The following is a 22,048-nucleotide window of genomic DNA, read 5'->3' as shown; positions in this document are numbered from 1 at the left end:
CTCGCAAAGCCACCACGCCCCCGCTTAATGTGCCGATCCGACAGATAAGGCCGGTAACACCGTCAGGTCGCGGCACGCACGTTTCGTGCAAGGGCGAGTGCCTCGGCGATGACGGCATGATCACCGATCTGGTTCATCAGGATGAGGATCAGACGGGCGTTCATGGCGTGGCTCTCGGCTTCCGAAAGGCCCTCATGCGCCTTGATCAAAAGCGCATAGGATTCGTCGGGCCGGTCGAAATTGGGCCTAGTCTCAAGCATCCACGACATCCTTTGCAATGGCGCGGCCGACGGCGGCGGCGACGACCTCTTCATCGAAATGCTTGAAGCGCGCGGCCACATGCTGATCCGGGCGTATAAGGTAAACAGCGCTCGTCGCATTCCCGAGATAGCGTTCGCCAAGGGCCTTGTTGTCACGGCCTGAGACCGAGAGTACGCTCAACGGGATGCCACAGGCGGAAAATGTCGTCGGAACATCGGCATCGATAGCAAGAAGGGTGAAATTGCCGCCAAGCAGGCGAAGCAACCAGTCAGCGCCGATAGGCGCGTCCGGGCAGGGGCTCCCGGGTCGCGTTCGCGCAGGAAAGCTCGCCACGTCAGGACCATTTAGTGGAGAACCATCGTAGGTACAAGGCATGGACAGACGACCGGAATTGACGACCGTTCGCGCGAAGGGAACGGTCTCGGCGAGTTGGAGCACGGCGTCGCGGAAAAGCTTTGAAATGGCTGATTTCGGGGTAATGAAATCCGTCGCCCTCGTCGAGTTCGCGATATTCTCGTCCGCTCCGTAGACCCGCTCGCTGTCGTAGCTATCGAGCAGCGTATCAGGCGCAAGTCCCTGCACCACGAGGGCAAGCTTCCAGCCGAGATTGTCGGCGTCCTGCACGCCTGAATTCGCGCCGCGTGCGCCAAAGGGCGAGACCTGATGCGCCGAGTCCCCAGCAAAGAGAACCGGCCCGTGGCGGAACTTCTCCATGCGGCGACACTGGAATGTATAGATCGAGCACCAGTCCAGCTCGTAGTCCACATCTGGCCCGAGCATTGCGCTCACGCGCGCTCTGATATTCTCCGGCTTGAGTTCCTTTTGCCGATCGATATTCCAGCCAAGCTGGAAATCGATGCGCCAGATGTCATCGGGTTGCTTGTGAAGAAGGGCGCTGTCGCCCGACTTGAAATGCGGCTCGAACCAGAACCAGCGCTCGGTCGGAAAATTCGCCTTCATCTTTACGTCGGCAATCAGGAAGTTGTCCTCGAACACGCGTCCGTCAAAGCCATGACCCAGCATGGCACGTATGGGAGAGCGAGCGCCATCACATGCGACTAGCCAATCCGCCTCCAACACATAAGGACCGTCCGGTGTCATAACATCGATCGTTACGTGATCCTCATGCCGCACCACGGCGTCGATACGGGTGCTGCCGCGAATCTCGATCGGCGCGCCCCGGCTCTGCGCCTTGACGATGGCCTCATGGAGGAACTTCTCAAACAGCGGCTGCTGGAGATTGATAAAGGCGGGAAAGGCATGACCGTCTTCCGGCAACAAATTGAACTCATAGAGCAGCCTGTTGTCGTGAAAGACCTTTCCAATGTTCCATTGCACGCCTTTCGCCAGCATAGACACACCCGCGCCAAGGCGATCGCATATTTCCAGCGTTCGCTTGGCAAAGCAGATGGCCCGGCTGCCGAGCCCCACTCCCTCCTGGTCGTCACAAACGAGAACCGGAACGCCGCGCAGACCAAGATCGAGGGCGGTTGCAAGCCCCACTGGCCCGCCGCCAGCGACGACCACCTTGTGCCTGATCGGCGTTACGGCGGTCTGGTCCGGTGACTTGACGTAAGGATACAGTCGGAACGCTAGCGGGTAGCGCTCCGTGACGGGAGTTCTCATGATCCCTCCTCCGGGAAACGGTTAGCCTTGAAGGTCTGCCCACATCTGCATGTCGCGCTCGGCTGTCCAGATACGTGGATGGTCGATACCGCGCGCCTCGTCATAGGCCCGCGCCACATTGAACGGCAGGCAATGTTCGTAGATGGCATAATCCTTGAACTTCGGATCGCACTCGGAACGAACAGCGTCCCATGCCTCGCGGAGCGAGCCCCCACGTGCGGCAATGCGCACCACCGGCTTGTAGGTTGAGTCCACGAAATCCCTGGTTCGGTCGAGCGCGCCATTCACCGCATCACGGCCGATCACTGCACCGCCACGGCCCGGTGCGATAGCCGCGAGGTCATAGGCGCGGATTGCCTCCAGGGTCGCACCCCATTCGGCAAAATGCCCGTCGCCGCAATAGCAGGCCGAATGCGCCTCGACGATATCGCCGGTGAACATGACATTCTGGTCCGGCACGTGAATGACGGCGTCGCCGGCAGTGTGAGCGCGGCCGACTTGCATGATATCGACGCGGCGCTTACCCAGAAAAACAGACATCTTGCCATTGAAGGTCGTTGTAGGCCAAGTCAGACCCGGAATGGACTCATGTCCCTGGAACAGGCGCGGGAAGCGCTGAAATTCACTTTCCCAGTCCTCCTGCCCGCGCTCGACCACCATCTTGCGGGCGGCATCCGACATGATCACCTGGCCGGCGTTGAAGGCACTGGCCCCGAGCACCCGCACCGCATGATAGTGCGTCAGTACGACATGGCTGATCGGTTTGTCGGTGACGGTGCGGACGCAGTCGATCACCTTCTGCGCCAGACGCGGAGTGGCCTGAGCTTCCACGATCATCACGCTGTCATCACCGATGATGACGCCCGAATTAGGATCGCCTTCGGCGGTAAAGGCATAGAGTCCCTCCCCGACTTCTGTGAAGCTGATCGTCTTGTCGGCGAGGTCGCCTTGCGAAGCAAATGCTTTGGCCATGGAACTATCCTTGTCGTGAGTAAGGGTCGGCGAGTGCCGGAAGAATGCGTCCCGTACAATCGCCAAAACCGATGATGTAGCCGTCTCCCTTCGCTACTCCGCGCAGGGTGACGATGTCGTTGTCGTGAAGGAAGCTGCGCGTCTCTCCGTTCTCAAGCGTGAGCGGCTCCTTGCCACCCCAACTGAGCTCGAGCAGGGAGCCGCGATTTTCCTTCAGCGGTCCGGAAATCGTACCGGAGCCGAGAAGATCGCCGGTGTTCATCGGGGAGCCGGCGGTTGTATGATGGGCGAGCTGCTGGGCTGCCGAGTAATACATTTCCCGGTAATTGGTGCGGCTGAGGATCGTTTCGGCAGCGTCTTCAGGCGTAAGACCGACTTCGAGCGCGATATCGTAGAGCAGCGGCCCCGGTTCCGCCAAATGTGGCAGAAGCGGAACTTCGCGTGCCGGTGTCGACACCCGGAATGTCTCAAGCGCCGCCTTCATCACGATCCAGGGCGAGATTGTCGTGGCGGTCGCCTTCGATTGGAATGGTCCGAGCGGCTGGTATTCCCATGCCTGGATGTCACGCGCCGACCAATCGTTCAGCAGCACGTATCCAAAAATCATCGCATCCGCTTCGGCCACGGTGACGGGTTGCCCACTTTTAGAGGGCAGGCCAACCACCGCGCCAATTTCCAGTTCGATATCGAAGCGCTGCGACGGAGCAAATCGCGGCACCACATCATCGGGGCCTTTTAATTGTCCCCAAGGACGACGCACGTCAGTGCCAGAGACCACCACCGAGGAGGCGCGGCCATTATAGCCGATCGGAATATGCAGCCAGTTGGGCGGCAGCGCGTTTTCCGCCCCTCGAAACATAGTGCCCACGTTTAAGGCATGATGGCGGCCCGCATAGAAATCGGTGTACTCGACGACCTGGAATGGAAGATGCAACTGGGCCCCGGCAAGCGTCACCAGATGGCGTTCGACCGCGCTGCGGCGTGCCGCACCCTCTTCCAACAGCTCGGTCAACTGCGCCCGCAGGGACGACCAAACCTCGGGACCCGCGGCCATCAGCCTGTTCCAGCCTGGATGATCGAGAAGAGGTCCTCCGTGAAATACGATCAAGCCCGCTGCCTCCAGCGCCGACACATCGACAATGCGATCACCGATCGCCACTCCACAACGCTTCTCCCCGTCGCTCGCGGTAAAGACACCACATGGCAGGTTGTTAAGCGGGAACGGGCATTCCGCGGTATTGGCACTATCAACCCAGCTTCGTACTAGCGGCATTGTTCATTTCCATTTTCGGAAGTTGCACTTTGAACGCGGGGCCCGGTTAAGGCTTGATGCCAGGGGTTCCATCGAACTTTTTTTCAAGGCTGTCCCAACAATCGATGTAATCGTCCTGCAGCGGCGCGTTTCTCACCGCCCATTCAGTCAAATGCTGCGGAAAGCGGGTCTCGAACATGAAGCTCATAGTTTCGGCTTGAAACTGGGGCACCATCGGCTCGTTCGATCCATGTTCGAACGCATTTCGGTCCGGTCCGTGTGGCAACATGCAATTGTGAAGACTCATGCCGCCCGGTGCGAAGCCCTGCGGCTTGGCATCATACACGCCATAGATATTGCCCATGAGCTCCGACATGATGTTCTTGTGATACCAAGGCGGGCGGAAAGAATGTTCGGCGACCATCCATCGGTCGCGGAACAGCACGAAATCAATGTTTGCTGTCCCTTCCTGCCCGGACGGAGCGGTCAGCACGGTGAAGATCGACGGATCGGGATGGTCGAAAAGGATAGCGCCGACCGGCGAATAGGTGCGCAGGTCGTATTTGTAGGCACAGTAGTTGCCGTGCCAGGCCACAATATCCAGCGGCGAGTGGTCGATCCTCGTCTCGTGGAACTGCCCGCACCATTTCAGGATGACGCGTGAAGGAACCTCGCGATCCTCGAATGCCGCAACAGGGCATTTGAAATCACGTGGATTGGCCAGGCAATTTGCCCCGATCGGGCCCCGATTGGGCAGGTCGAACTTTTGACCGTAGTTCTCACATACGAAGCCGCGGCACGGGCCTTCCAATACCTCAACGCGATAAACAAGGCCGCGCGGCAAAATAGCAATTTCTTTCGGCTCGAGATCGATCACGCCAAGTTCTGTGCAGAAGCGCAACTTTCCTTCTTGCGGTACGACCAGCAGCTCACCATCAGCGGAGTAAAAATATTCATTCACCATGGATTCAGTGACGAGGTAGACATGGGCGGCCATGCCGGTTTGAGTATTCACGTCGCCGGCAGTGGTGACTGTTTTCATGCCGGTAACCCACGTCAAACCCTCGTCGGCATGCGGGATCGGATCCCAGCGGTACTGTCCAAGCGAGGTGACATCAGGAAGGATGTGCGGCGCCGCCTTCCAATGCGGGATATCGATCTTGCTAAATCTGGTCGTGTGTTTGACGCTTGGACGAATGCGATAGCACCAGGTGCGTTCGTTTTGGCCGCGAGGAGCCGTGAACGCGGTACCGGACAGTTGCTCGGCATAGAGGCCGTAGTTGCATTTTTGCGGCGAATTCTGCCCCTGCGGAAGCGCTCCCGGCAAGGCCTCCGTTTCAAAGTCGTTGCCGAAACCGGGCATATAGCCGTCATGAGGGCCAATATTGCTTATTGCCTGGGTCATACCGGGTGCAAGCGGATGTTGATTCATCGTCTCCTCCTGAGGGGCGCATGTCATCTGCGGCCTCGACTAATTAGTTGCATTCGCAACTTTGTCAAGATAAAGTTTAACGGAGAGCAAACTTGGGATCGGGCGATGGGCCATTGTGACATGATACTGTTTGACTACTGGCGATCCTCCGCGTCTTATCGCGTGCGCATCGGCCTTAATCTGCTTGGGCTACGCTACGAAAGCCGGCCCGTTGACCTTCTCTCAGGTCTGCAACGAAGCGAGGAAAATCTTGCGCGCAACCCTCAAGGCCTCGTGCCAACGCTCGCGATTGATGGGGTGGAAATCACTCAATCTCTTGCAATTCTCGAATATTTGAACGAAACGCGATCCGCTGGTTGGCTACCCGTCGACGTCACGGGGCGGGCGAAAGTACGAGCATTAAGTTATGCCATAGCTATGGAAATTCATCCGATATGCAACCTCCGGGTCGCGCGGTATGCTGTTTCACTTGGTGGCACAACGATCGACAACTGGATGAAGCACTTTATTGAAGAAGGCGTTGCCGACTTCGAGGCCATGCTCGCGAGCGGATCGGGCAGCTGGTACTGCCATGGAAGCAGCGTTAGCCTCGCTGATATTTGTCTTGTGCCACAGATCTATAACGCCAGACGCTGGGGCGTAGACATGAACCGCTTTCCAACAACTGCCGCTATCGCTTCCCGTCTTGAAGTCATCCCGGCCTTCGCCGCGGCACATCCTGACATGGCTCGCGCCCAACCGTGACTTATCATCCATCCTGTGGCAGGTTCGCGTCACAGGAGTTTGGATAACAGAATGATAGAGCAGAACACCGACCCGGATTTCGATCTCGAGCAATTCCTCCCCTATATGCTGAATCAGGCAGCGGAGGTCACGTCACGCTCCTTTCAGGCGGTCTATCGCGACCTCTATGGCATGACGCGCACCCAATGGCGAGTGATGGCCAACCTAGGCAAATTTGGTGCAATGACGGCAAGAGACATATGCCTCATTTCTCACATCGAAAAAACAAAGGTCAGTCGTGCTGTCTCAGCGCTTGAATCTGCGGGATTCCTGCGTCGCAACCCAAGTGAAGATGACCGTCGCGCGGAGATACTGAACCTCACGGAAAAAGGAAGGACAGCCTTCCGCGATCTCGGCCACCGCGCGAACGAGTACGATAGAAAACTGAGAGCCGACCTTGGCGATCGGATCTCTTCCGAACTAGTCAAATCGCTGCAACTGTTGATGAAGCTTTGAGCCGCGACACGCAATGCGTTGAAAATGGATCTGTATTTCGGTCCGAGCTTGATGCTCGGACCGCTGTCTCCCAACGCCCGAGGGAGTTTAAAGTCTCGTGCGCTCGGACTTGGGATCGTACATTGGCTTCATTGAAGCCTCGACAGGATACCGCTCGTCTGCCACCTCGACTTCATAGTTCGAGCTCAATATTTCGTGTTCGCTCTGACCTTGGCACGGCACATAACCCATGCCGATTGCGCCGCCCAGGTAATGGCCATAGTTGCCTGAAGTGATGAAAGACACGATCTTGCCGTCTCTCAGAAGAGCCTCGTTATGGAAAAATAAACCTTGGAGAGGGACAGAGTGTCCGTAGGGTCGAAAACCCCCTCATGAACGGCATCGCAGCCATGAGGGTCGGGATAAGCAACTAGCCTAAGAACGCGCCGCTCATATTAGGTGACTTCGGCTTTCGCCATTGTGTGAAGGCGGGAAAAGAATGCAGCTTTGGTGTCCTGATCGAACCGGTGCAGGCCAAGAAGCTCGAGCAGGACCAGGCCTTCACAGGCCATCCACGCCACCATCGTGTCCACCGAGGCGGCGCCTCCAGGAGCTATAAGCTTGGCATAGCGCTGGTATGCACCCCTGACGGGCTCAAGCAATCGCGGATCTTCGGCCTTCGCGACAGCGACTGCCTCAAGATATGACGGCCCTTGCGGGTCGCTCTGCTCCCACGTCTCGATATAGGCAGACAGGGGACTCGCGTTTCCTTTCGCCTGGACCTCGTCGAAGCGGCGGTCCCATTCTTCGCACATGGTCCGCAGCAACTCCTCTAGGAGCGCCGGCTTGTTCGGAAAGGCATGCAGAACGGCACCTTTGGTGGAGCCGATAGTTTCCGCAACGGCTTCGAGCGTTACGCGGCCCGCGCCTCGTTGCAGGGCAATCTCGCGCGCTGCGAAAATCATTTGTTCCCTAGTGAATCTTCGCCTTGCCACAAATCAACTCCTTTGCTACATACCTTCTGGTAGGTATGTATGTTTGCGACGAACGTCAAGCACCGGTTGCCGGGTCGAAGCGGAAATTGCCGCCATGCAGCGCAATCGTTTCCGGGTCCGGCGCCGATCCCGGCCGTGCCACACTTGGTACGAACAATGTCGGCGATCTCCTTAAGGCGATCGCGGGTGGATACCTCGTCGGCTGACAAATGCCAAAAGTGCCGCTCCAGGCCGTGTCCTTGGGTTTGTCGTCGGAAGAAAAAGCCGCCGTTTTCCCCGATCACACCGTCCACAGGCCACATGCGTGCCATCTGGTCGCACCAGCCGGCGGGAGCAGCGGTTACTGGAATGACTTTCACTCCATTTGTCTGCAGGCGCTCCAGCGCATCGTTGGTCGCAGCGGATAGTCTTCCGTGATGTGTCAGTGTTTCATCAATATCGGTAAGGACAAACCGAACCGGACGAAACTCCGCATTTTCAGCCTCGGAGAGCGGCCTCATTTGGCGTCCGGTCCGTCCGCTAGACCATCGTTCGAAAGATTTTCCCGCACAGCTCGCGGCCGCCTGCCCGAACGGAATCGATGTTAAATTCGAGAATGTCGGTGGCCACGTCTGGAGCGCGGTGATTCCACTGCTGAACGACTTCGCGCGGGTTCCGGTTTGCGGGCTGATCGCGCATTACAACGAAGGCACATCTGCCTCGAGCGGACAGGATCAGCTCCCGACCGTGATGCGTGCCATCCTGTGCAAAAGCGTCACGATACGGGGCTTCATACAACGCGAATTCACCGACCGGCGTCCCGACTTCTATCGCGAGGCCGCAGCATGGATCTCCGAGGGCAGGCTCAAGTACAAGGAAGATATCGTTGACGGACTTGAAAACACTCCGGAGGCTTTTCTCGGTTTGCTAGAGGGAAGGAATTTCGGAAAGCTGATCGTACGCATCGCGCCCTGAACCGCGATATCATTCAATGGTCGAACATTCCGGTGTCCCGCTCCGACGGGATATTGGCAGACGCCGGATGCTCGGGCCATACCCCGTCCAGCTTATGGATAACTGCGATCTCGCGGGCGACCAGCTTTTGAAGTTGCCATAGGTTCCTGTCGCGAATGCATCATTCCTCCAAGTACTTCACCGTCAGGTACAAATATTCGGCGCAGGCTTAAAGGCTCGTTCCTGAAGCGCTACGTCATTCCGGACAGCTACACCAAACCGAAAGAGCTCGGCCGTCTTGTGAGCCGACGGGTCGGTCTCTCGGGCCCGATGATGATCCCGTATCCCCAGGCTTGTCCCGGCGCTATGCTCGGTTCTGCCGGTTGGCGATCAGATCGTCGACGACTGCCGGGTCGGCAAGCGTCGACGTGTCGCCGAGAGCACCGAAATCGTCTTCGGCAATCTTGCGCAGGATGCGGCGCATGATCTTGCCGGAGCGTGTCTTCGGCAGTCCGGGCGCAAACTGGATCTTGTCGGGCGAAGCGATCGGGCCGATTTCGGCCCGCACATGCTTTACCAGTTCCTGGCGAAGCGTATCCGATCCCTCGTGACCGGCCATCAGCGTCACGTAGCAATAGATGCCCTGGCCCTTGATCGGATGCGGATAACCGACGACCGCGGCTTCCGAAACCTGATTGTGCGAGACGAGCGCGGATTCCACCTCCGCCGTGCCGAGCCGGTGGCCGGAGACGTTCAGCACGTCGTCGACGCGGCCGGTGATCCAGTAATAACCGTCCGCATCGCGCCGGCAGCCATCGCCGGTGAAATACTTGCCCTTGTAGGTAGAAAAATAGGTCTGGATGAAGCGCTCGTGATCGCCATAGACCGTGCGCATCTGGCCCGGCCAGCTGTCGGTGATGCAGAGATTGCCGTCGGCCGGGCCTTCCAGCACCGTGCCTTCATTGTCGACCAGCTCAGGCTTGACGCCGAAGAACGGCGTCGTCGCCGAGCCGGGCTTCAGATCGGTGGCGCCGGGCAGCGGCGTGATCATATGGCCGCCGGTTTCCGTCTGCCACCACGTATCGATGACCGGGCAGCGCTTGTCGCCGACGACATTGTAATACCACTCCCAGGCCTCCGGATTGATCGGTTCGCCGACCGTGCCGAGCAGCCGCAGCGAAGAGCGCGAGGAGCGCGTGACAAAGTCGTCGCCGGCACCCATCAGCGAGCGGATCGCCGTCGGCGCCGTATAGAAAATGTTGACCTTGTGCTTGTCGATGACTTCCCAGAAACGGCCCTGATCCGGGAAGTTCGGCACGCCCTCGAACATCAGCGTCGTCGCGCAGTTCGCAAGTGGCCCATAGACGATATAGGAGTGGCCGGTGACCCAGCCGACATCGGCCGTACACCAGTAGACGTCGCCGTGGTGATAATCGAAGACATATTCATGCGTCATCGCGGCATAGACGAGGTAACCCCCGGTCGTATGCAGCACGCCCTTCGGCTTGCCTGTCGAGCCTGACGTATAAAGAATGAAGAGCGGATCCTCCGCCTTCATCTTCACCGGCGGGCATTCCGCCTTCACCGTGGCAATTTCCTGGTGATACCAGAGATCGCGGCCGGGCGCCCAGCCGGTCTTGCCACCGGTGCGGCGAACGACCAGAACCTTCTCCACGATCACGTGCTGGCGTGCCGCAATGTCAATTGCGGTATCGGTATTGTTCTTCAACGGCACCGGCTTGCCACCGCGCAGGCCTTCGTCGCAGGTAATGACGAAGGTGGATTCGCAGTCGACGATGCGCCCGGCCAGCGCCTCGGGCGAGAAACCGCCGAAGACGACCGAATGCACCGCGCCGATGCGGGCGCAGGCGAGCATCGCATAGGCCGCTTCCGGGATCATCGGCATATATATGGTGACGCGATCGCCCTTCTTGACGCCGTGCTTCTTCAACACGTTCGCCATCCGGCAGACGTGCTCGTAGAGCTCGTTGTAGGTGACCTTCTTGTCGATATAGGGGTTGTCGCCCTCCCAGATGATCGCTACCTGGTCGCCATTCGTTTTCAGATGGCGGTCGACACAATTATAGGAGACGTTAGTTTCGCCGTCCTCAAACCACCTGATCGAGACATCGCCTTCGAAGGATGTGTTCTTGACCTTGGTATAGGGCTTGAACCAGTCGATCCGCTTGCCGTGCTTGCCCCAGAACGCATCGGGATTTTCAACGCTTTGCTTATACCATTCGCGATAAGTTTCATTGTCGATCAGCGTTCGTACTTTTGCGGACTCCAGTACAGGGTAACGATGGGATTCCACGACTAACTCCTCGGATTGTCTGATTTGGCTGCACGCTGCAATCGAGAGGCGACCCGCCTACGCTTTGTTTAAGGTCTCGCAGTGCAAGCTTTGGCCCCGGATCATGCTTTTCGGATCAAGCAATTCGCCAAGTTCACTAGCACTCAACAAACCTTCCGCCAGGACCACTTCCGCGATCGAATGCCCCAATGCCTGGGCAAGCTTTGCGACGCGGGTGGCGTTTTCATAACCGATCCGCGGATTGAGGGCCGTGACGATCGCCAAACCGTTTTTAACGAGGCCGTGGCAATGTTGTTCATCCGCGGTGATGCCCTTAACGCATCGTTCTGTCAGTGCTTCAATCGCGTGCGCTAGCATCCGGACAGACTGCAATATGTCGAAAGCGATCACTGGCTCGAAAGCATTCAGCTGAAGCTGCCCTGCCTCGGCAGCAAATGTCACTGTCAGGTCGTGCCCAATAACCTGATAAGCCACCTGGTTGACCATCTCGGGAATAACCGGATTGACCTTGCCCGGCATGATGGACGACCCGGGTTGCACCGCTGGCAGCCGAATTTCGCCCAGTCCGGTTCGTGGTCCGCTCGAAAGCAGACGCAAGTCGTTGCAGATCTTTGATAGTTTGACTGCAATGCGCTTGAGGACGCTTGAGAACGTTACAAACGCGCCGGTATCGGACGTCGCTTCGATGAGGTCGGGGCAAGGGACGAGCTTTTCGCCGCTCAGCTCTGACAACTCTCGAACCACTATCTCGGAATAGCCGATCGGACTGTTGATGCCTGTTCCGATGGCCGTGGCGCCCATATTTACCTCGCGGAAGAGGCGAGCGGCCTCATCAAGGCGGGCGATATCCTCACCGATCGTCGTCGCAAAGCCCGAGAATTCCTGGCCAAGCGTCATCGGAACGGCGTCCTGAAGCTGGGTGCGGCCCATTTTTACGATATGCTGGAACTCTTCGCCCTTGGCTCGCATAGCAAGCCTGAGCTCGTCCATGCGCTGCCGCAGATCACCATAGCTGCGAAGAATGCAAAGCCGAACTGCCGTCGGATAGACGTCATTGGTCGATTGGGACAGATTCACATGATTGTTCGGATGGAGCGCAGAGTATTCGCCTTTGCCGTAGCCTAGAAGTTCGAGAGCACGGTTGGCAATAACCTCGTTGGCATTCATGTTGGTCGATGTGCCGGCACCCCCCTGGATCATGTCGACCGCGAACTGATCATGCAGCCTTCCAGCAATGATCTCGTCGCAGGCCTCGGAAATCGCCTGCTCGTGCGCATCGCTCAAAATGCCGAACTTGCGATTGGCACGCGCAGCAGCCTTTTTCACCATCGCCAATGCGGCAACAAGATGCGGAAAATGGGAAAGCGTGATCCCTGTTATGCGGAAATTCTCTAAAGCACGCGCCGTCTGTACGCCGTAATAGGCGTCAGCCGGCAAGGCGAAATCCCCGAGCAGATCGTGCTCGATGCGCACTGAGGATTGTTCAAGAGATTCGCAGAGCGGGATGAAGGTCATGGATGCTTCCTTCCCATGCAGGGCAGATTGATTTGCATCAGCCGAGTGCCTGGCTGGCGAGCGCGTAGGTTCTTGGTTTGTGTGGCGCATCACCCTCACGTATTGTGAGCCAACGCCGCCCTCGCGACATGGTTGTGACGGTGTCGTAAACGGCAAGACCGCATCGGAACAGAAAATTGGAAAAACTCCCCTCCTTCTCGCGGGTGTCGAGACGCAGGAAGGTGGCGGCATGTCGGTGAGCGTGCGGATGAACGACGGCGATTGCGTCCTCGTCGTTCATGGCGACAACCGGCCCGATTACGTGGCCACGGCCAAACCGCCGACAAAGCGAGAATGCCTCGATCTTACCACCGCGTATTAACCCAATGCCTTCAGAGCATGTCAGCAGTCGGCCCAGCAATTTGCTGCGATCTGCACCGAAGGCGGCCTCGTCCAATTCGACGATGGCATCCAGATCCCCGAGCTCCAACACCCGCAGCACGCTGCCGGCAGGTCGATCGAGTTCCGGCGGAGCAATTGCTTCACCGTTGCACTGGTAAACACACGCCTCTCGGCTGAAGTTCAGGGTGTGGTACAGGCGTCGCGCGGCTCGCGTGGCGTTAAGTCCAAGGTCCCGTCCTGCAACACGATCCAAAACATGGCCCATCAGCCATTGCCCGGCACCGTTGGATTGAAGGCGGGGAGAGGTAATCACCATACCGATCGTGGCAAAACGCACACCATAGGGAAACCACATCGCAGAGCCCTGTATGCGACCGATTTCATCCATCGCAACGATGCCCTCGCCGACTTCCCGCACGAACTGCCAGTCTTCGGCGCGATGAGGCCATCCGACAGAGATCGATAACGCATGCAGCTGGTCGAGATCTGTGGCGTTGAGATCGGCTATGCGCATCTCGAAGCTGTCGACAATTCTTGATTCCCTCGGGACCACGTGCGTTTCTCCAGAACACCGATCTTCACGCCGAACGCGATACCACGCATCGACAGGTCGATCTAAAGGTATGCTAAGGCAACCGATAGAAATTGCTTGTGACGCTACCGCAAACCCAACAATGAACCAAATCCACCCTGATTTCGGCATGTAACATCTGAGTGGATGTCTAGACTCTACGGATCAGGCTCGAGCCGGCGACGACGCCGTCCAAGTTGAGAGATCAGAGATGTCGCCTCCGGTTAGCCCCGTTTCCAGTTCCTCCACGATCCCGTCCCATGCCGATGTCGTCATCATCGGTGGCGGAATGGCCGGCGTGGCAGCCGGCTATGAGCTCGCGCGCCGAGGAACCTCTGTCGCTATCATCGAGAAAGGCCTGGTTTCAGGCGAGCAATCGAGCCGCAATTGGGGATGGTGTCGCCAGCAGAACCGTGACCGGCGCGAACTTCCGCTCGCACAGCTAGCCATGCGTATCTGGGCCGATCTGAATGCGGAGATTGGTGAGGAAACCGGCTTCCGCCGCTCGGGGCTTGCCTACGCGACCAACAATCCCGCGGATATTGCCAGCTGGGAGAAGTGGGGGAGTATCGCCCGCGAGTTTGGCGTTGATACTCGCATGCTGACTGGCGCCGAGGCGGCTACCCTCTTGCCTGGAAACAGTCGCAACTGGCTCGGCGGCGTGCATTCGCCGACGGACGGCCGCGCAGAGCCGCAGCTTGCAGTTGCCGCTCTCGCCCGCGCCGCCCAGCGCTCCGGCGCCGTCATCGTGCAGAACTGCGCCGTACGCACTTTCGAGACCGAGGCCGGTCGCGTATCGGGCGTGGTGACGGAACAAGGCCCGATCCGCTGCTCGTCCGTGCTCGTCGCTGGAGGTGCCTGGAGCGGCATGTTGCTGCGCCATCAGGGCGTCCGCTTCCTGCAGGCCTCGGTGAAATCCACGTGCTTCTACACGGAGCCAGCCCCGGCCGTGACCGAAGGCAGTATTTCGATGCAGAATGTCGCGCTGCGCCGTCGCCTGGACGGCGGCTATACGGTGGGCCTGAGCGGCCAGGGTGAATTGCAGATCACCCCTTGGGGCCTGCTGCAGTCGAAGGACTTCTGGCCGACGTTCAAAATGCGCCGCAAGGGGCTGACCTTTGCGATCGGACGTCAGTTTTTCGAAGGACCGGAGGCGCTTTCCCGCTGGCGAGCCGATGGTGTCTCGCCCTTCGAACGTGTCCGTATCCTCGACCCGGCACCCGACTGGCGCCTGATCAACAAGGGGCTCGAAAGATTGCGGAACATCTATCCGCAGCTCGCCGGCCTCAAGGTCGCGCAAGCCTGGGGTGGCATGGTGGATTCGACCCCGGACGCGATCCCGGTCATTGCTCCGGTCAAGGCTCAGCCCGGCCTCTTCATCGCCTCCGGCTTCAGCGGTCACGGCTTCGGCATCGGTCCCGCGGCCGGGCGCCTGGCTGCTGACCTCATCCGGGGTGACGCGCCATGCGTCGATCCGGCACCCTACCGTTACGAACGCATGATCGACGGCACCGACCTCGGCAAGCCGGGTATGCTGTGAGGACCATAAAAATGCAGGCCATTGAAATTCTCGACAGGCTCATTGGCTTCCCCTCGGTCGTCGGTACGCCCAACGGCGAGATCGTCGCGTGGATCCGGCACTACCTGCAAAGCCACGGCGCTGTCGTCACGGAGCTTCCCGGCCCGGAGGGAGACCGGTCGAACCTCTTCGCCACGATCGGCCCGAAGGAAACGCCGGGCTATATCCTCTCAGGCCATATGGACGTGGTCCCCGCCGCCGAAGGCGGCTGGACCAGCGATCCGTTCCGCCTGCGCGCCGAAGCGGACCGCCTCTACGGTCGCGGCGCCAGCGACATGAAGGGCTTCCTGGCCGCCGCTCTCGCCGCCGTCCCCTCGCTTGCTGCCGTGCCACTTCGCCAGCCCGTCCACCTTGCCTTTTCCTATGACGAGGAGGCCGGCTGCCGCGGCGTGCCGCACATGATCGCCCGCCTGCCGGAGCTCTGCGCAACTCCGCTTGGCGCGATCATCGGCGAGCCGAGCGGCATGCGGGCAATCCGCGCCCACAAGGGCAAGGCCGCCGCCCGGCTGACGGTCAAGGGCCGGTCCGGCCATTCCTCGCGTCCGGACCAGGGACTGAACGCAATCCATGCCATTACCGACGTCCTGGCTTGCGCTCGAGCCGAAGCCGAACGGCTCGCCTCCGGCCCATTCGAGCCTGTCTTCGAACCGCCCTACTCCTCGCTTCAGGTCGGCACGCTGAAGGGCGGCCGGGCGGTCAACATCATTCCCGACAGTTGCGAGGCGGAGTTCGAAGCCCGCGCCATTTCCGGCGTCGATCCGATTACGCTGCTGGCGCCGCTCCGCGCGGCGGCCGAGGGGCTATCGCAGCGCGGCTTTCAGGTGGAATGGCGCGAACTCAGCGCCTATCCGGCGCTCTCGCTTGCCGCCGATGCGCCGCTTGCGGCGCTGCTTGGCGAACTGACCGGCGCCGAGCCGCTCGCTGCCGTCAGCTACGGCACCGAGGCCGGGCTTTTCCAGCGCGCCGGCATCGATGCGATCATCTGCGGACCGGGCGACATCGGCCGCGCCCACAAGCCGGACGAATTCATCCTCGCTAGTGAACTTTCGGCCTGCCAGGCGATCATCGAGGCACTCGGCCGCCGTTGCGCCGCCTGACATGATCGAGGAGCCTATTCGATGACCTTTCTCTTCAATTCCGATGCGAAACGCGGCGCGTTCTTCGCCGAAGCCTTCGCGCGCGAACTTCCCGACACTGCTTTTTCCATGGATCCCCAGTCGGTCGAACCGGACGCCGTACGCTACCTGATCACCTGGACCGTGCCGGAGGACCTCGCGCGCTATCGCAATCTCGAAATCCTCTTTTCGATCGGCGCGGGTATTGACCAATTCCGCATCGAGGCGGTGCCTGCTTCGGTGAAGGTCGTGCGCATGGTCGAGGACGGCATTATCAGGATGATGCAGGAATATGTGACGCTGGCAGTCCTTGCGCTCCATCGCGACTTGCCGGCCTATCTCGACCAGCAGCGGCGCCGGACCTGGCATACGATCGCGTCTAGACAGGCCTCGGAACGCCGCATCGGCGTGCTCGGCCTCGGCATGCTTGGCAGCGCCGTGCTCGAACGGTTGCAGCCCTTCGGCTTTCCGCTTTCGGGATGGAGCCGCAGCCCGCGCGAGATCGACGGCATCCGATGCCTGAGCGGCCGCGACGGCCTCGATACTCTGCTTGCAACCACCGACATTCTCGTCTGCCTGCTGCCGCTGACGGATGAGACGCGCGGTTTCCTGAATGCCGAGCTTTTTGCCGGACTTCCGGCCGGCGCAGCACTCGTCCATGTCGGCCGCGGCGCTCAACTCGACCATCAGGCGCTCGTTGCCGCGCTCGACGCCGGGCATCTTTCCGGCGCCGTCGTCGACGTCACCGATCCGGAACCGCTTCCTGCGGACCATGCTTTCTGGGACCATCCAAAGATCCTGCTGACGCCGCACATTGCGAGCGTCACCCAAGCTGAAACCGCCGCGGCGGCCGTGATCGGCAATATCAAACGGCACCAGACAGGCCTCGATCCGATCGGGCTGATCGATCGCAGCCGCGGCTACTGAGTTCTCAACCTAGGAAGCAAAATCATGTCCCTCCTCAAGACGATCGACACCAACCCATCCTTCGCGCCGCGTGAGTCGGGTCCCCTCCCAGAACGGCTGATCTCGGGCAATCCGGCCTTCAAGACCTGGGCGCAGGATGTCGCCCGTGGCGAGACGGTTCATAGCGGCGTGTGGGAAGCGACACCCGGCGAGACGCGCTCGATCAAGGGCGAGACGTTCGAGTTCTGCCATATCCTTTCCGGCCTGGTCGAACTCACGCCGGAAGGCGGCGAACCGGTGGTCTACAAAGCCGGCGACAGCTTCGTCATGAAGCCGGGCTTCGTTGGTGTCTGGAAGACGATCGAGACGGTGCGCAAGATCTACGTGACGGTGATGTAGTCTCATGCCGCGCGTCCCTATCGTCTTCGAGGCCTCCCGGAACGGCTACCGCCTCAGCACTGACCGTGCCCGCCTCGATCTGGCAACGGTCCATCGGTTCCTGACAGACGATTCCTACTGGGCGCACGGCATGACACTAGACCAGCTGCAGCGAGCGCTGGAACATTCGCTGCCCATCGGCATCTACGCCGAGGACGGCAGCCCCGCCGCCTTCGGCCGCGTCGTCACCGACTATGCCGTCTTCGCCTATCTACGTGATGTCTTTACGCTGCCGGCCCACCGTGGCAAGGGGCTCGCCTGCTGGCTCGCCAAAGAGATCCGCAACCATCCAGAGCTTGCCAGTGTCACCAGTTGGATGCTGGCGACCCGTGACGCGCATGCCGTCTACGAAAAGGCGGGCTACCGTCCCGCTCCGCATCCCGAATATTACATGACCGTTCCAAAGCCAAGCGACACAGAGCCGCGCGAGCCATAACCGTCGGTTATGGATTCCTCCCATATATTTCGTGGCCTCAGTTATCGCTTCCGCGCATCCTATCCTTGATCAGACAAGGAGAAGTTCCATGACCTATCGCATTGGCGTCGACGTCGGCGGGTCCTTTACGGATTTTGCCGCGTTCGACACGGGCACCAAAAACCTCACCACACTGAAGGTCTTCTCGCGGCCCGACGCGCCAGGTGAGGAGATTCTTGCTGCTCTCGACATTCTTTCCGGGCGCGACGGAATTGAGCCGAGCGAGGTCTCGTATTTCACCCACGGAACGACCGTCGGGGTCAATACTGTCATCCAACGCAATGGCCACGACATCGCCCTCTTCACCACGAAGAATTTCGAAGATGTGCTTCAGGTCGCCCGCCTCAAGATCCCCGAGATTCACAATCTCTATTCCGTCCGTCCGGAACCGCTCATCAGCCGCGATCGGGTCTTCGGCATAGAAGAGCGCACGCTCGCGACCGGCGAGATCTTCAAGGCGCCCAATCAGGAGGATGTGGAGCGCGCCGTCCGGGCGGCACTCGAAGCCGGCAGCAAGGGCATCGTACTCGCCTTCTTGCATTCCTATCGCAATCCGGCCAACGAGAATGCCGTCAAAGCGATGATCGAGCGGCTCGCGCCGCAGCTCCCGGTCGTCTCCTCCGCCGCGACCTGGCCAATCATCCGCGAATACGAACGTACCATCACCGCGGTCATCAGCGGCTATGTACAGCCGCGCGTCGCCAATTATCTTAACCGCTTCGAGCAGGTGCTGCGCGAACGCGGCGTTGCCTGCCCCCTCTTGATCACCAAGACCAATGGCGGTGTCATGGGCATCGATCAGGCTCGCGCCGAATGCGTCCAGATGATCTTGTCAGGCACGGCCTCGGGCGTCATTGGCGCCGGCTATCTCGCCAAGGCGAGTGGCTTTGATCGCATCATGAGCCTCGACATCGGCGGTACCAGCGCCGATGTTGCCGTCATTGTCGATGGCGAGGCACAATACGGTACCGGCGAACTGATCGGCGATTTCCAGATCCATGTACCGTCAGTATCTGTAAGCTCGGTCGGCCAAGGAGGTGGTTCAGTCGCCTGGATCGATCCACTCGGGCTCCTTCATGTCGGGCCCGAGAGCGCCGGCTCGACACCAGGCCCCGTCTGCTACGGGCGCGGCGGTACCACGCCGACGATCACGGACGCGATGGCGGCCGCCAATCTCATTGGCCATATGCCGCTCGGCTATGGCGCGGTCAGCGTCGATCACGCCGCCGCCAAATCAGCCCTTGTGCCGCTTGCCGAGCAGCTCGGTACCAGCGTCGAGGAGATTGCCGGCGATATCATCGATATTTCCGTTTCCGGTATGTATGCGGAGGTGAGCGCCCTCGTTTCGCGCTATGCCATCGACCCGCGCGAATTCCATCTCTTTGCCTTCGGCGGTGCAGGCGCCATGCTCGCTTGTTTTCTCGCCAAGGAACTCGACATGCTGGGCGTCGTGGTACCACCGACCCCCGGTGTCGTTTCCGCCTATGGCGGGCTGATCGCGGATCTCAAGAACGATTTCATCCGCACGACCTATTGCGAAGTAACGGCCGAAGCGCTGACCAGCCTTTGCCCAGCGCTCAAGGCGCTGGAAGATGAGTCGCGCGCCTGGCTTGAGGCGCAGGACTATCACGGCCGCGGCAGCATTCGTCTCTCCGCCGATATGCGTTACCTTGGCCAATCCTTCGAAATCGAAACGCCGATCGAAGCTTCGTGGCTGAGGGAGGGCGATGCCGCTCAGGTGCGCCGAGCCTTTCACCGCGAGCACGAGCGGCTCTACGGCCACGCCGACGGCAAAGCCGATGTCCAGATGGTGAGCCTGCGGCTCGTCATTTGCGGCGCCACGCCGAAGCCGCCGCTGAACCCCATCGCGATCGCGGAAACTCCTGCTGAACCACGCTTTCTAGTCGAAGGCTGGTTTTCGGGGCGTAGCCTGACAACTGCGGTCTATCACCGCGCCGACCTTGCCGCGGGTCACGTGTTTCGCGGACCAGCGATCGTCGCCCAGGACGACACGACCACCGTCGTCCCACCTGCCTTCAATGTGCTCGTCGACCGCTTCGGCAATCTCGTCATCACCAAGTCGGAGCTCTGATCATGGCCATCGATCGTCGCAATCTGAAGGTACTCGCAAACTTCTGCTCGGCCGCAGCCGATGCCATGGCCTTTACGCTAATGCGCACTGCCCATTCCGCCTTCGTCAAGGAGACGGAGGATTTCTCCTGCCAGATCGTCACGCGCGAGGGGCTCGCCTTCGCCAATCCACGCCAGTTCGGTGCTCCCTGGTACAGCGGCATCGACTACGCGCCGCTGCTGGAGGCCTTCGAAGACTACGAGGAAGGCGACATCTGCATCACCAACGATCCCTATTCCGGCTTCGTTGCCACCCATTCGCCAGACATTCACATCTGGAAGCCGGTCTTCTTCGAGGGGGAAATTGCCTGCTTCGTGGTCGGCCATATCCACAACACCGATGTTGGCGGCGCTGTCCCCGCCTCGCTGTCGCGGTCCTTGAGCGAGATCGAGCAGGAGGGCTTGCGCATCCCACCCACGAAACTTGTCTCGAAGGGCGAGATGAACCGTTTCGTCCTCGATGTGATCCGCGCCAATGTTCGCCTGCCCGCGCAGAACCTCGGCGACCTTCAAGCGCAGATCGCCTCGGTCAATGTCGGCGAACGCAAGATCCAGGAGATCATCCGCCGCTTCGGTTTCGAGACCTTCATCGCGGGCGTTGCGCAAATTCTCGATTATGCGGAGGCGCAAGCGCGCAGTATCCTCGCGCGCGTACCGGACGGCGATTATTTCTTCGCCGACTACGCCGACGAGGATTCCGTCGGCGGCAAGCCCTGCAGGATCGCACTAACCCTTAAGATCCGCGGCGACGAGGTCGTGCTCGACTATACCGGCTCCGACCCGCAACTTGGCTCTTCACTCAACATGCCGACCGGCGGACGCGAACGTCATCCCCTGGTCATGGTCGGACTGACCTACGTGCTTTACACGCTGGACAACAGCCTTCTCCTTAACGCTGGCACTTTACGGCCCGCGCGTGCGATCCTGCCCGAGGGCTCGGTCGTCAACTGCAGCCAGCCGGCCGCCGTCGGCATGCGCTCGCTGACCTGCGCCATGACCCAGATCGTCACGGTCGGGGCCTTCGCCCAGGCGCTCCCCGACCTTATGCCGGCCGCATCTCCCGGCGGCAACGCTATAATGAACATCAAGACAGCCAGTCGTAACGGCCGTCCCGTGATGGCCTCGATCGGCCCGGTCGGCGGCGGCGGCGGCGGTACGCCTTTCGGTGACGGCAGCGACGGTGCCGGCGGTGCTACCGGCTTCCTGCGCAACACGCCGATCGAGATCAGTGAGGCCGAGGTGCCGATCCGGTTCCTGCGCTACGGGCTCGAACCCGACACCGGCGCGCCTGGCCGCTACCGCGGCGGCCTGTCGGCAATCATGGAGTTCGAAATCTCGGCGCCGGAAACCATCATCACGGCCCGCAACCGCAATCGCTCGATCATGCCGGCCTGGGGCATGAACGGCGCCCATGCCGGCAGCATTTCCCGGTTCCTTCGCAATCCGGGCCGATCCGATGAGGTCTCGCTCGGCAATACTGATGTCGTCCATTGCGATCCCGGCGACGTGATCCTCGTCATTGGCCCCGGCGCCGGTGGCTATGGCGATCCCCTCTCTCGGCCGTCGGACAAGGTTTTGAAAGACGTGCGCCGCGGCGCCGTCAGCGCTGCCAGCGCCGAGCGGGATTACGGAGTCGTCATTCGCGCCGGTAAGGTCGAGGAGGAAGCGACCGCAACCATCCGATCAGGCTGCAGGTGCGCGGTGCCACAGGTCATCACCCACGGCGTCGAACGGCGCGCCTTCGAAACGATCTGGAACATGGAGCGATACAATCTCCTGACCGCCTTCCTCGCCTCTCAACCGGTTGGCTGGCGCTATTTCCTGAAGCATCGGATCTTCGAGGCGGTCGCGAAAGTCGCCGGTGATCGCCTCCCGGTTGCCGACGAGATGCGGATGCTGTTTGAGGAGATGCGAATCCGCTACGCTCTTACCTGA

18 protein-coding genes and 4 pseudogenes are annotated in these 22,048 nt (G+C 60.2%); 10 read left to right on the top strand and 12 right to left on the bottom strand.

What is annotated here, in order from left to right:
* Positions 1–62: 62 nt before the first annotated feature.
* The 5 genes from N2600_RS27065 to hmgA are packed head-to-tail and all read right to left on the bottom strand — an operon-like array spanning position 63 to position 5,543.
* The gene (locus N2600_RS27065; protein WP_018326293.1) at positions 63–260 is read right to left on the bottom strand and encodes a DUF2783 domain-containing protein; all 198 of its coding nucleotides are present in this window, start codon (positions 258–260) and stop codon (positions 63–65) included.
* On the bottom strand, positions 253–1,887 hold the full coding sequence (locus tag N2600_RS27060; RefSeq protein WP_260298928.1) for an FAD-dependent oxidoreductase: 1,635 nt from the start codon (positions 1,885–1,887) through the stop codon (positions 253–255). The genes N2600_RS27065 and N2600_RS27060 overlap by 8 nt, the downstream gene beginning before the upstream one ends.
* Before the next feature lie 21 nt (positions 1,888–1,908).
* Positions 1,909–2,859 (bottom strand): MBL fold metallo-hydrolase, encoded by a 951-nt coding sequence (locus N2600_RS27055; RefSeq protein WP_260298927.1) that lies wholly within the window; start codon positions 2,857–2,859, stop codon positions 1,909–1,911.
* A gap of 4 nt (positions 2,860–2,863) precedes the next feature.
* Positions 2,864–4,132, bottom strand: coding sequence for a fumarylacetoacetase (gene fahA / locus N2600_RS27050; RefSeq protein ID WP_260298926.1), 1,269 nt, complete (start codon positions 4,130–4,132; stop codon positions 2,864–2,866).
* Positions 4,133–4,178: 46 nt separating this feature from the next.
* Positions 4,179–5,543, bottom strand: a complete 1,365-nt coding sequence (gene hmgA / locus N2600_RS27045; RefSeq protein ID WP_260298925.1) for a homogentisate 1,2-dioxygenase — start codon at positions 5,541–5,543, stop codon at positions 4,179–4,181.
* A 120-nt stretch (positions 5,544–5,663) separates the two neighbouring features.
* On the opposite strand from hmgA, the gene maiA reads away from it, so the two are divergent.
* Both maiA and N2600_RS27035 read left to right on the top strand, forming a co-directional pair.
* Positions 5,664–6,287, top strand: a complete 624-nt coding sequence (gene maiA, locus N2600_RS27040) for a maleylacetoacetate isomerase (RefSeq protein ID WP_260298924.1) — start codon at positions 5,664–5,666, stop codon at positions 6,285–6,287.
* Positions 6,288–6,338: 51 nt separating this feature from the next.
* Positions 6,339–6,782 (top strand): MarR family winged helix-turn-helix transcriptional regulator, encoded by a 444-nt coding sequence (locus N2600_RS27035; protein WP_260298923.1) that lies wholly within the window; start codon positions 6,339–6,341, stop codon positions 6,780–6,782.
* 87 nt (positions 6,783–6,869) lie between these two features.
* Here the strand turns inward: N2600_RS27035 and N2600_RS27030 are convergent.
* From N2600_RS27030 to N2600_RS27020, 3 genes and pseudogenes are all read right to left on the bottom strand, one after another.
* Positions 6,870–7,115: pseudogene (locus N2600_RS27030) on the bottom strand (glycine cleavage T C-terminal barrel domain-containing protein); the annotation flags it as partial.
* Between the two features lie 101 nt (positions 7,116–7,216).
* Positions 7,217–7,726: a TetR/AcrR family transcriptional regulator gene (locus N2600_RS27025; RefSeq protein ID WP_260298922.1), complete on the bottom strand. Its 510-nt coding sequence runs from the start codon at positions 7,724–7,726 to the stop codon at positions 7,217–7,219.
* Positions 7,727–7,908: 182 nt separating this feature from the next.
* Positions 7,909–8,256 (bottom strand): annotated as a pseudogene (locus N2600_RS27020) (HAD family hydrolase); the annotation flags it as partial.
* Positions 8,257–8,275: 19 nt separating this feature from the next.
* Between N2600_RS27020 and N2600_RS27015 the strand changes: the two are divergent.
* Positions 8,276–8,710, top strand: a pseudogene (locus N2600_RS27015) (zinc-binding dehydrogenase); the annotation flags it as partial.
* A gap of 13 nt (positions 8,711–8,723) precedes the next feature.
* Here the strand turns inward: N2600_RS27015 and N2600_RS27010 are convergent.
* From N2600_RS27010 to N2600_RS26995, 4 genes and pseudogenes are all read right to left on the bottom strand, one after another.
* Positions 8,724–8,918 (bottom strand): annotated as a pseudogene (locus N2600_RS27010) (hypothetical protein); the annotation flags it as partial.
* A gap of 135 nt (positions 8,919–9,053) precedes the next feature.
* Positions 9,054–11,003 (bottom strand): acetate--CoA ligase, encoded by a 1,950-nt coding sequence (acs, locus tag N2600_RS27005; RefSeq protein ID WP_260298921.1) that lies wholly within the window; start codon positions 11,001–11,003, stop codon positions 9,054–9,056.
* A 57-nt stretch (positions 11,004–11,060) separates the two neighbouring features.
* Positions 11,061–12,518, bottom strand: coding sequence for an aspartate ammonia-lyase (locus N2600_RS27000; protein WP_260298920.1), 1,458 nt, complete (start codon positions 12,516–12,518; stop codon positions 11,061–11,063).
* Between the two features lie 37 nt (positions 12,519–12,555).
* Entirely contained in the window at positions 12,556–13,413 is an 858-nt protein-coding gene (locus tag N2600_RS26995; RefSeq protein ID WP_260299493.1) for a GNAT family N-acetyltransferase, read from the bottom strand.
* A gap of 268 nt (positions 13,414–13,681) precedes the next feature.
* Between N2600_RS26995 and N2600_RS26990 the strand changes: the two genes are divergently transcribed.
* The 7 genes from N2600_RS26990 (at position 13,682) to N2600_RS26960 (ending at position 22,048) form a co-directional block, all read left to right on the top strand.
* Positions 13,682–15,010: an NAD(P)/FAD-dependent oxidoreductase gene (locus N2600_RS26990; RefSeq protein ID WP_260298919.1), complete on the top strand. Its 1,329-nt coding sequence runs from the start codon at positions 13,682–13,684 to the stop codon at positions 15,008–15,010.
* 11 nt (positions 15,011–15,021) lie between these two features.
* A complete protein-coding gene (gene argE, locus N2600_RS26985; protein WP_260298918.1) occupies positions 15,022–16,146 on the top strand; it encodes an acetylornithine deacetylase in 1,125 nt (374 codons plus the stop codon).
* Positions 16,147–16,167: 21 nt separating this feature from the next.
* Positions 16,168–17,091, top strand: a complete 924-nt coding sequence (locus N2600_RS26980; protein ID WP_260298917.1) for a 2-hydroxyacid dehydrogenase — start codon at positions 16,168–16,170, stop codon at positions 17,089–17,091.
* A gap of 24 nt (positions 17,092–17,115) precedes the next feature.
* Positions 17,116–17,469 carry a cupin domain-containing protein gene (locus N2600_RS26975; protein ID WP_260298916.1) on the top strand — a complete coding sequence of 118 codons (354 nt, stop codon included), beginning with the start codon at positions 17,116–17,118 and terminating at the stop codon, positions 17,467–17,469.
* Between the two features lie 4 nt (positions 17,470–17,473).
* Complete coding sequence (locus tag N2600_RS26970) at positions 17,474–17,944, top strand: GNAT family N-acetyltransferase (protein WP_260298914.1); 471 nt, start codon at positions 17,474–17,476, stop codon at positions 17,942–17,944.
* Between the two features lie 88 nt (positions 17,945–18,032).
* The gene (locus tag N2600_RS26965) at positions 18,033–20,075 is read left to right on the top strand and encodes a hydantoinase/oxoprolinase family protein (protein WP_260298913.1); all 2,043 of its coding nucleotides are present in this window, start codon (positions 18,033–18,035) and stop codon (positions 20,073–20,075) included.
* A gap of 2 nt (positions 20,076–20,077) precedes the next feature.
* Positions 20,078–22,048 carry a hydantoinase B/oxoprolinase family protein gene (locus N2600_RS26960; RefSeq protein WP_260298912.1) on the top strand — a complete coding sequence of 657 codons (1,971 nt, stop codon included), beginning with the start codon at positions 20,078–20,080 and terminating at the stop codon, positions 22,046–22,048.

Source organism: Rhizobium sp. WSM1274, assembly GCF_025200775.1.
Taxonomy (GTDB): Bacteria; Pseudomonadota; Alphaproteobacteria; order Rhizobiales; family Rhizobiaceae; genus Rhizobium; species Rhizobium leguminosarum_I.
Note: the sequence above shows the minus strand (reverse complement) of the source record. Positions and strands in the feature narration are given on the sequence as shown.

Coding starts and splice junctions, on each gene's coding strand:
- N2600_RS27065 (WP_018326293.1), bottom strand. CDS start 260: ATGCTTGAGACTAGGCCCAATTTCGACCGGCCCGACGAATCCTATGCG.
- N2600_RS27060 (WP_260298928.1), bottom strand. CDS start 1,887: ATGAGAACTCCCGTCACGGAGCGCTACCCGCTAGCGTTCCGACTGTAT.
- N2600_RS27055 (WP_260298927.1), bottom strand. CDS start 2,859: ATGGCCAAAGCATTTGCTTCGCAAGGCGACCTCGCCGACAAGACGATC.
- fahA (WP_260298926.1), bottom strand. CDS start 4,132: ATGCCGCTAGTACGAAGCTGGGTTGATAGTGCCAATACCGCGGAATGC.
- hmgA (WP_260298925.1), bottom strand. CDS start 5,543: ATGAATCAACATCCGCTTGCACCCGGTATGACCCAGGCAATAAGCAAT.
- maiA (WP_260298924.1), top strand. CDS start 5,664: ATGATACTGTTTGACTACTGGCGATCCTCCGCGTCTTATCGCGTGCGC.
- N2600_RS27035 (WP_260298923.1), top strand. CDS start 6,339: ATGATAGAGCAGAACACCGACCCGGATTTCGATCTCGAGCAATTCCTC.
- N2600_RS27025 (WP_260298922.1), bottom strand. CDS start 7,726: ATGATTTTCGCAGCGCGCGAGATTGCCCTGCAACGAGGCGCGGGCCGC.
- N2600_RS27000 (WP_260298920.1), bottom strand. CDS start 12,518: ATGACCTTCATCCCGCTCTGCGAATCTCTTGAACAATCCTCAGTGCGC.
- N2600_RS26995 (WP_260299493.1), bottom strand. CDS start 13,413: ATGCGCATAGCCGATCTCAACGCCACAGATCTCGACCAGCTGCATGCG.
- N2600_RS26990 (WP_260298919.1), top strand. CDS start 13,682: ATGTCGCCTCCGGTTAGCCCCGTTTCCAGTTCCTCCACGATCCCGTCC.
- argE (WP_260298918.1), top strand. CDS start 15,022: ATGCAGGCCATTGAAATTCTCGACAGGCTCATTGGCTTCCCCTCGGTC.
- N2600_RS26980 (WP_260298917.1), top strand. CDS start 16,168: ATGACCTTTCTCTTCAATTCCGATGCGAAACGCGGCGCGTTCTTCGCC.
- N2600_RS26975 (WP_260298916.1), top strand. CDS start 17,116: ATGTCCCTCCTCAAGACGATCGACACCAACCCATCCTTCGCGCCGCGT.
- N2600_RS26970 (WP_260298914.1), top strand. CDS start 17,474: ATGCCGCGCGTCCCTATCGTCTTCGAGGCCTCCCGGAACGGCTACCGC.
- N2600_RS26965 (WP_260298913.1), top strand. CDS start 18,033: ATGACCTATCGCATTGGCGTCGACGTCGGCGGGTCCTTTACGGATTTT.
- N2600_RS26960 (WP_260298912.1), top strand. CDS start 20,078: ATGGCCATCGATCGTCGCAATCTGAAGGTACTCGCAAACTTCTGCTCG.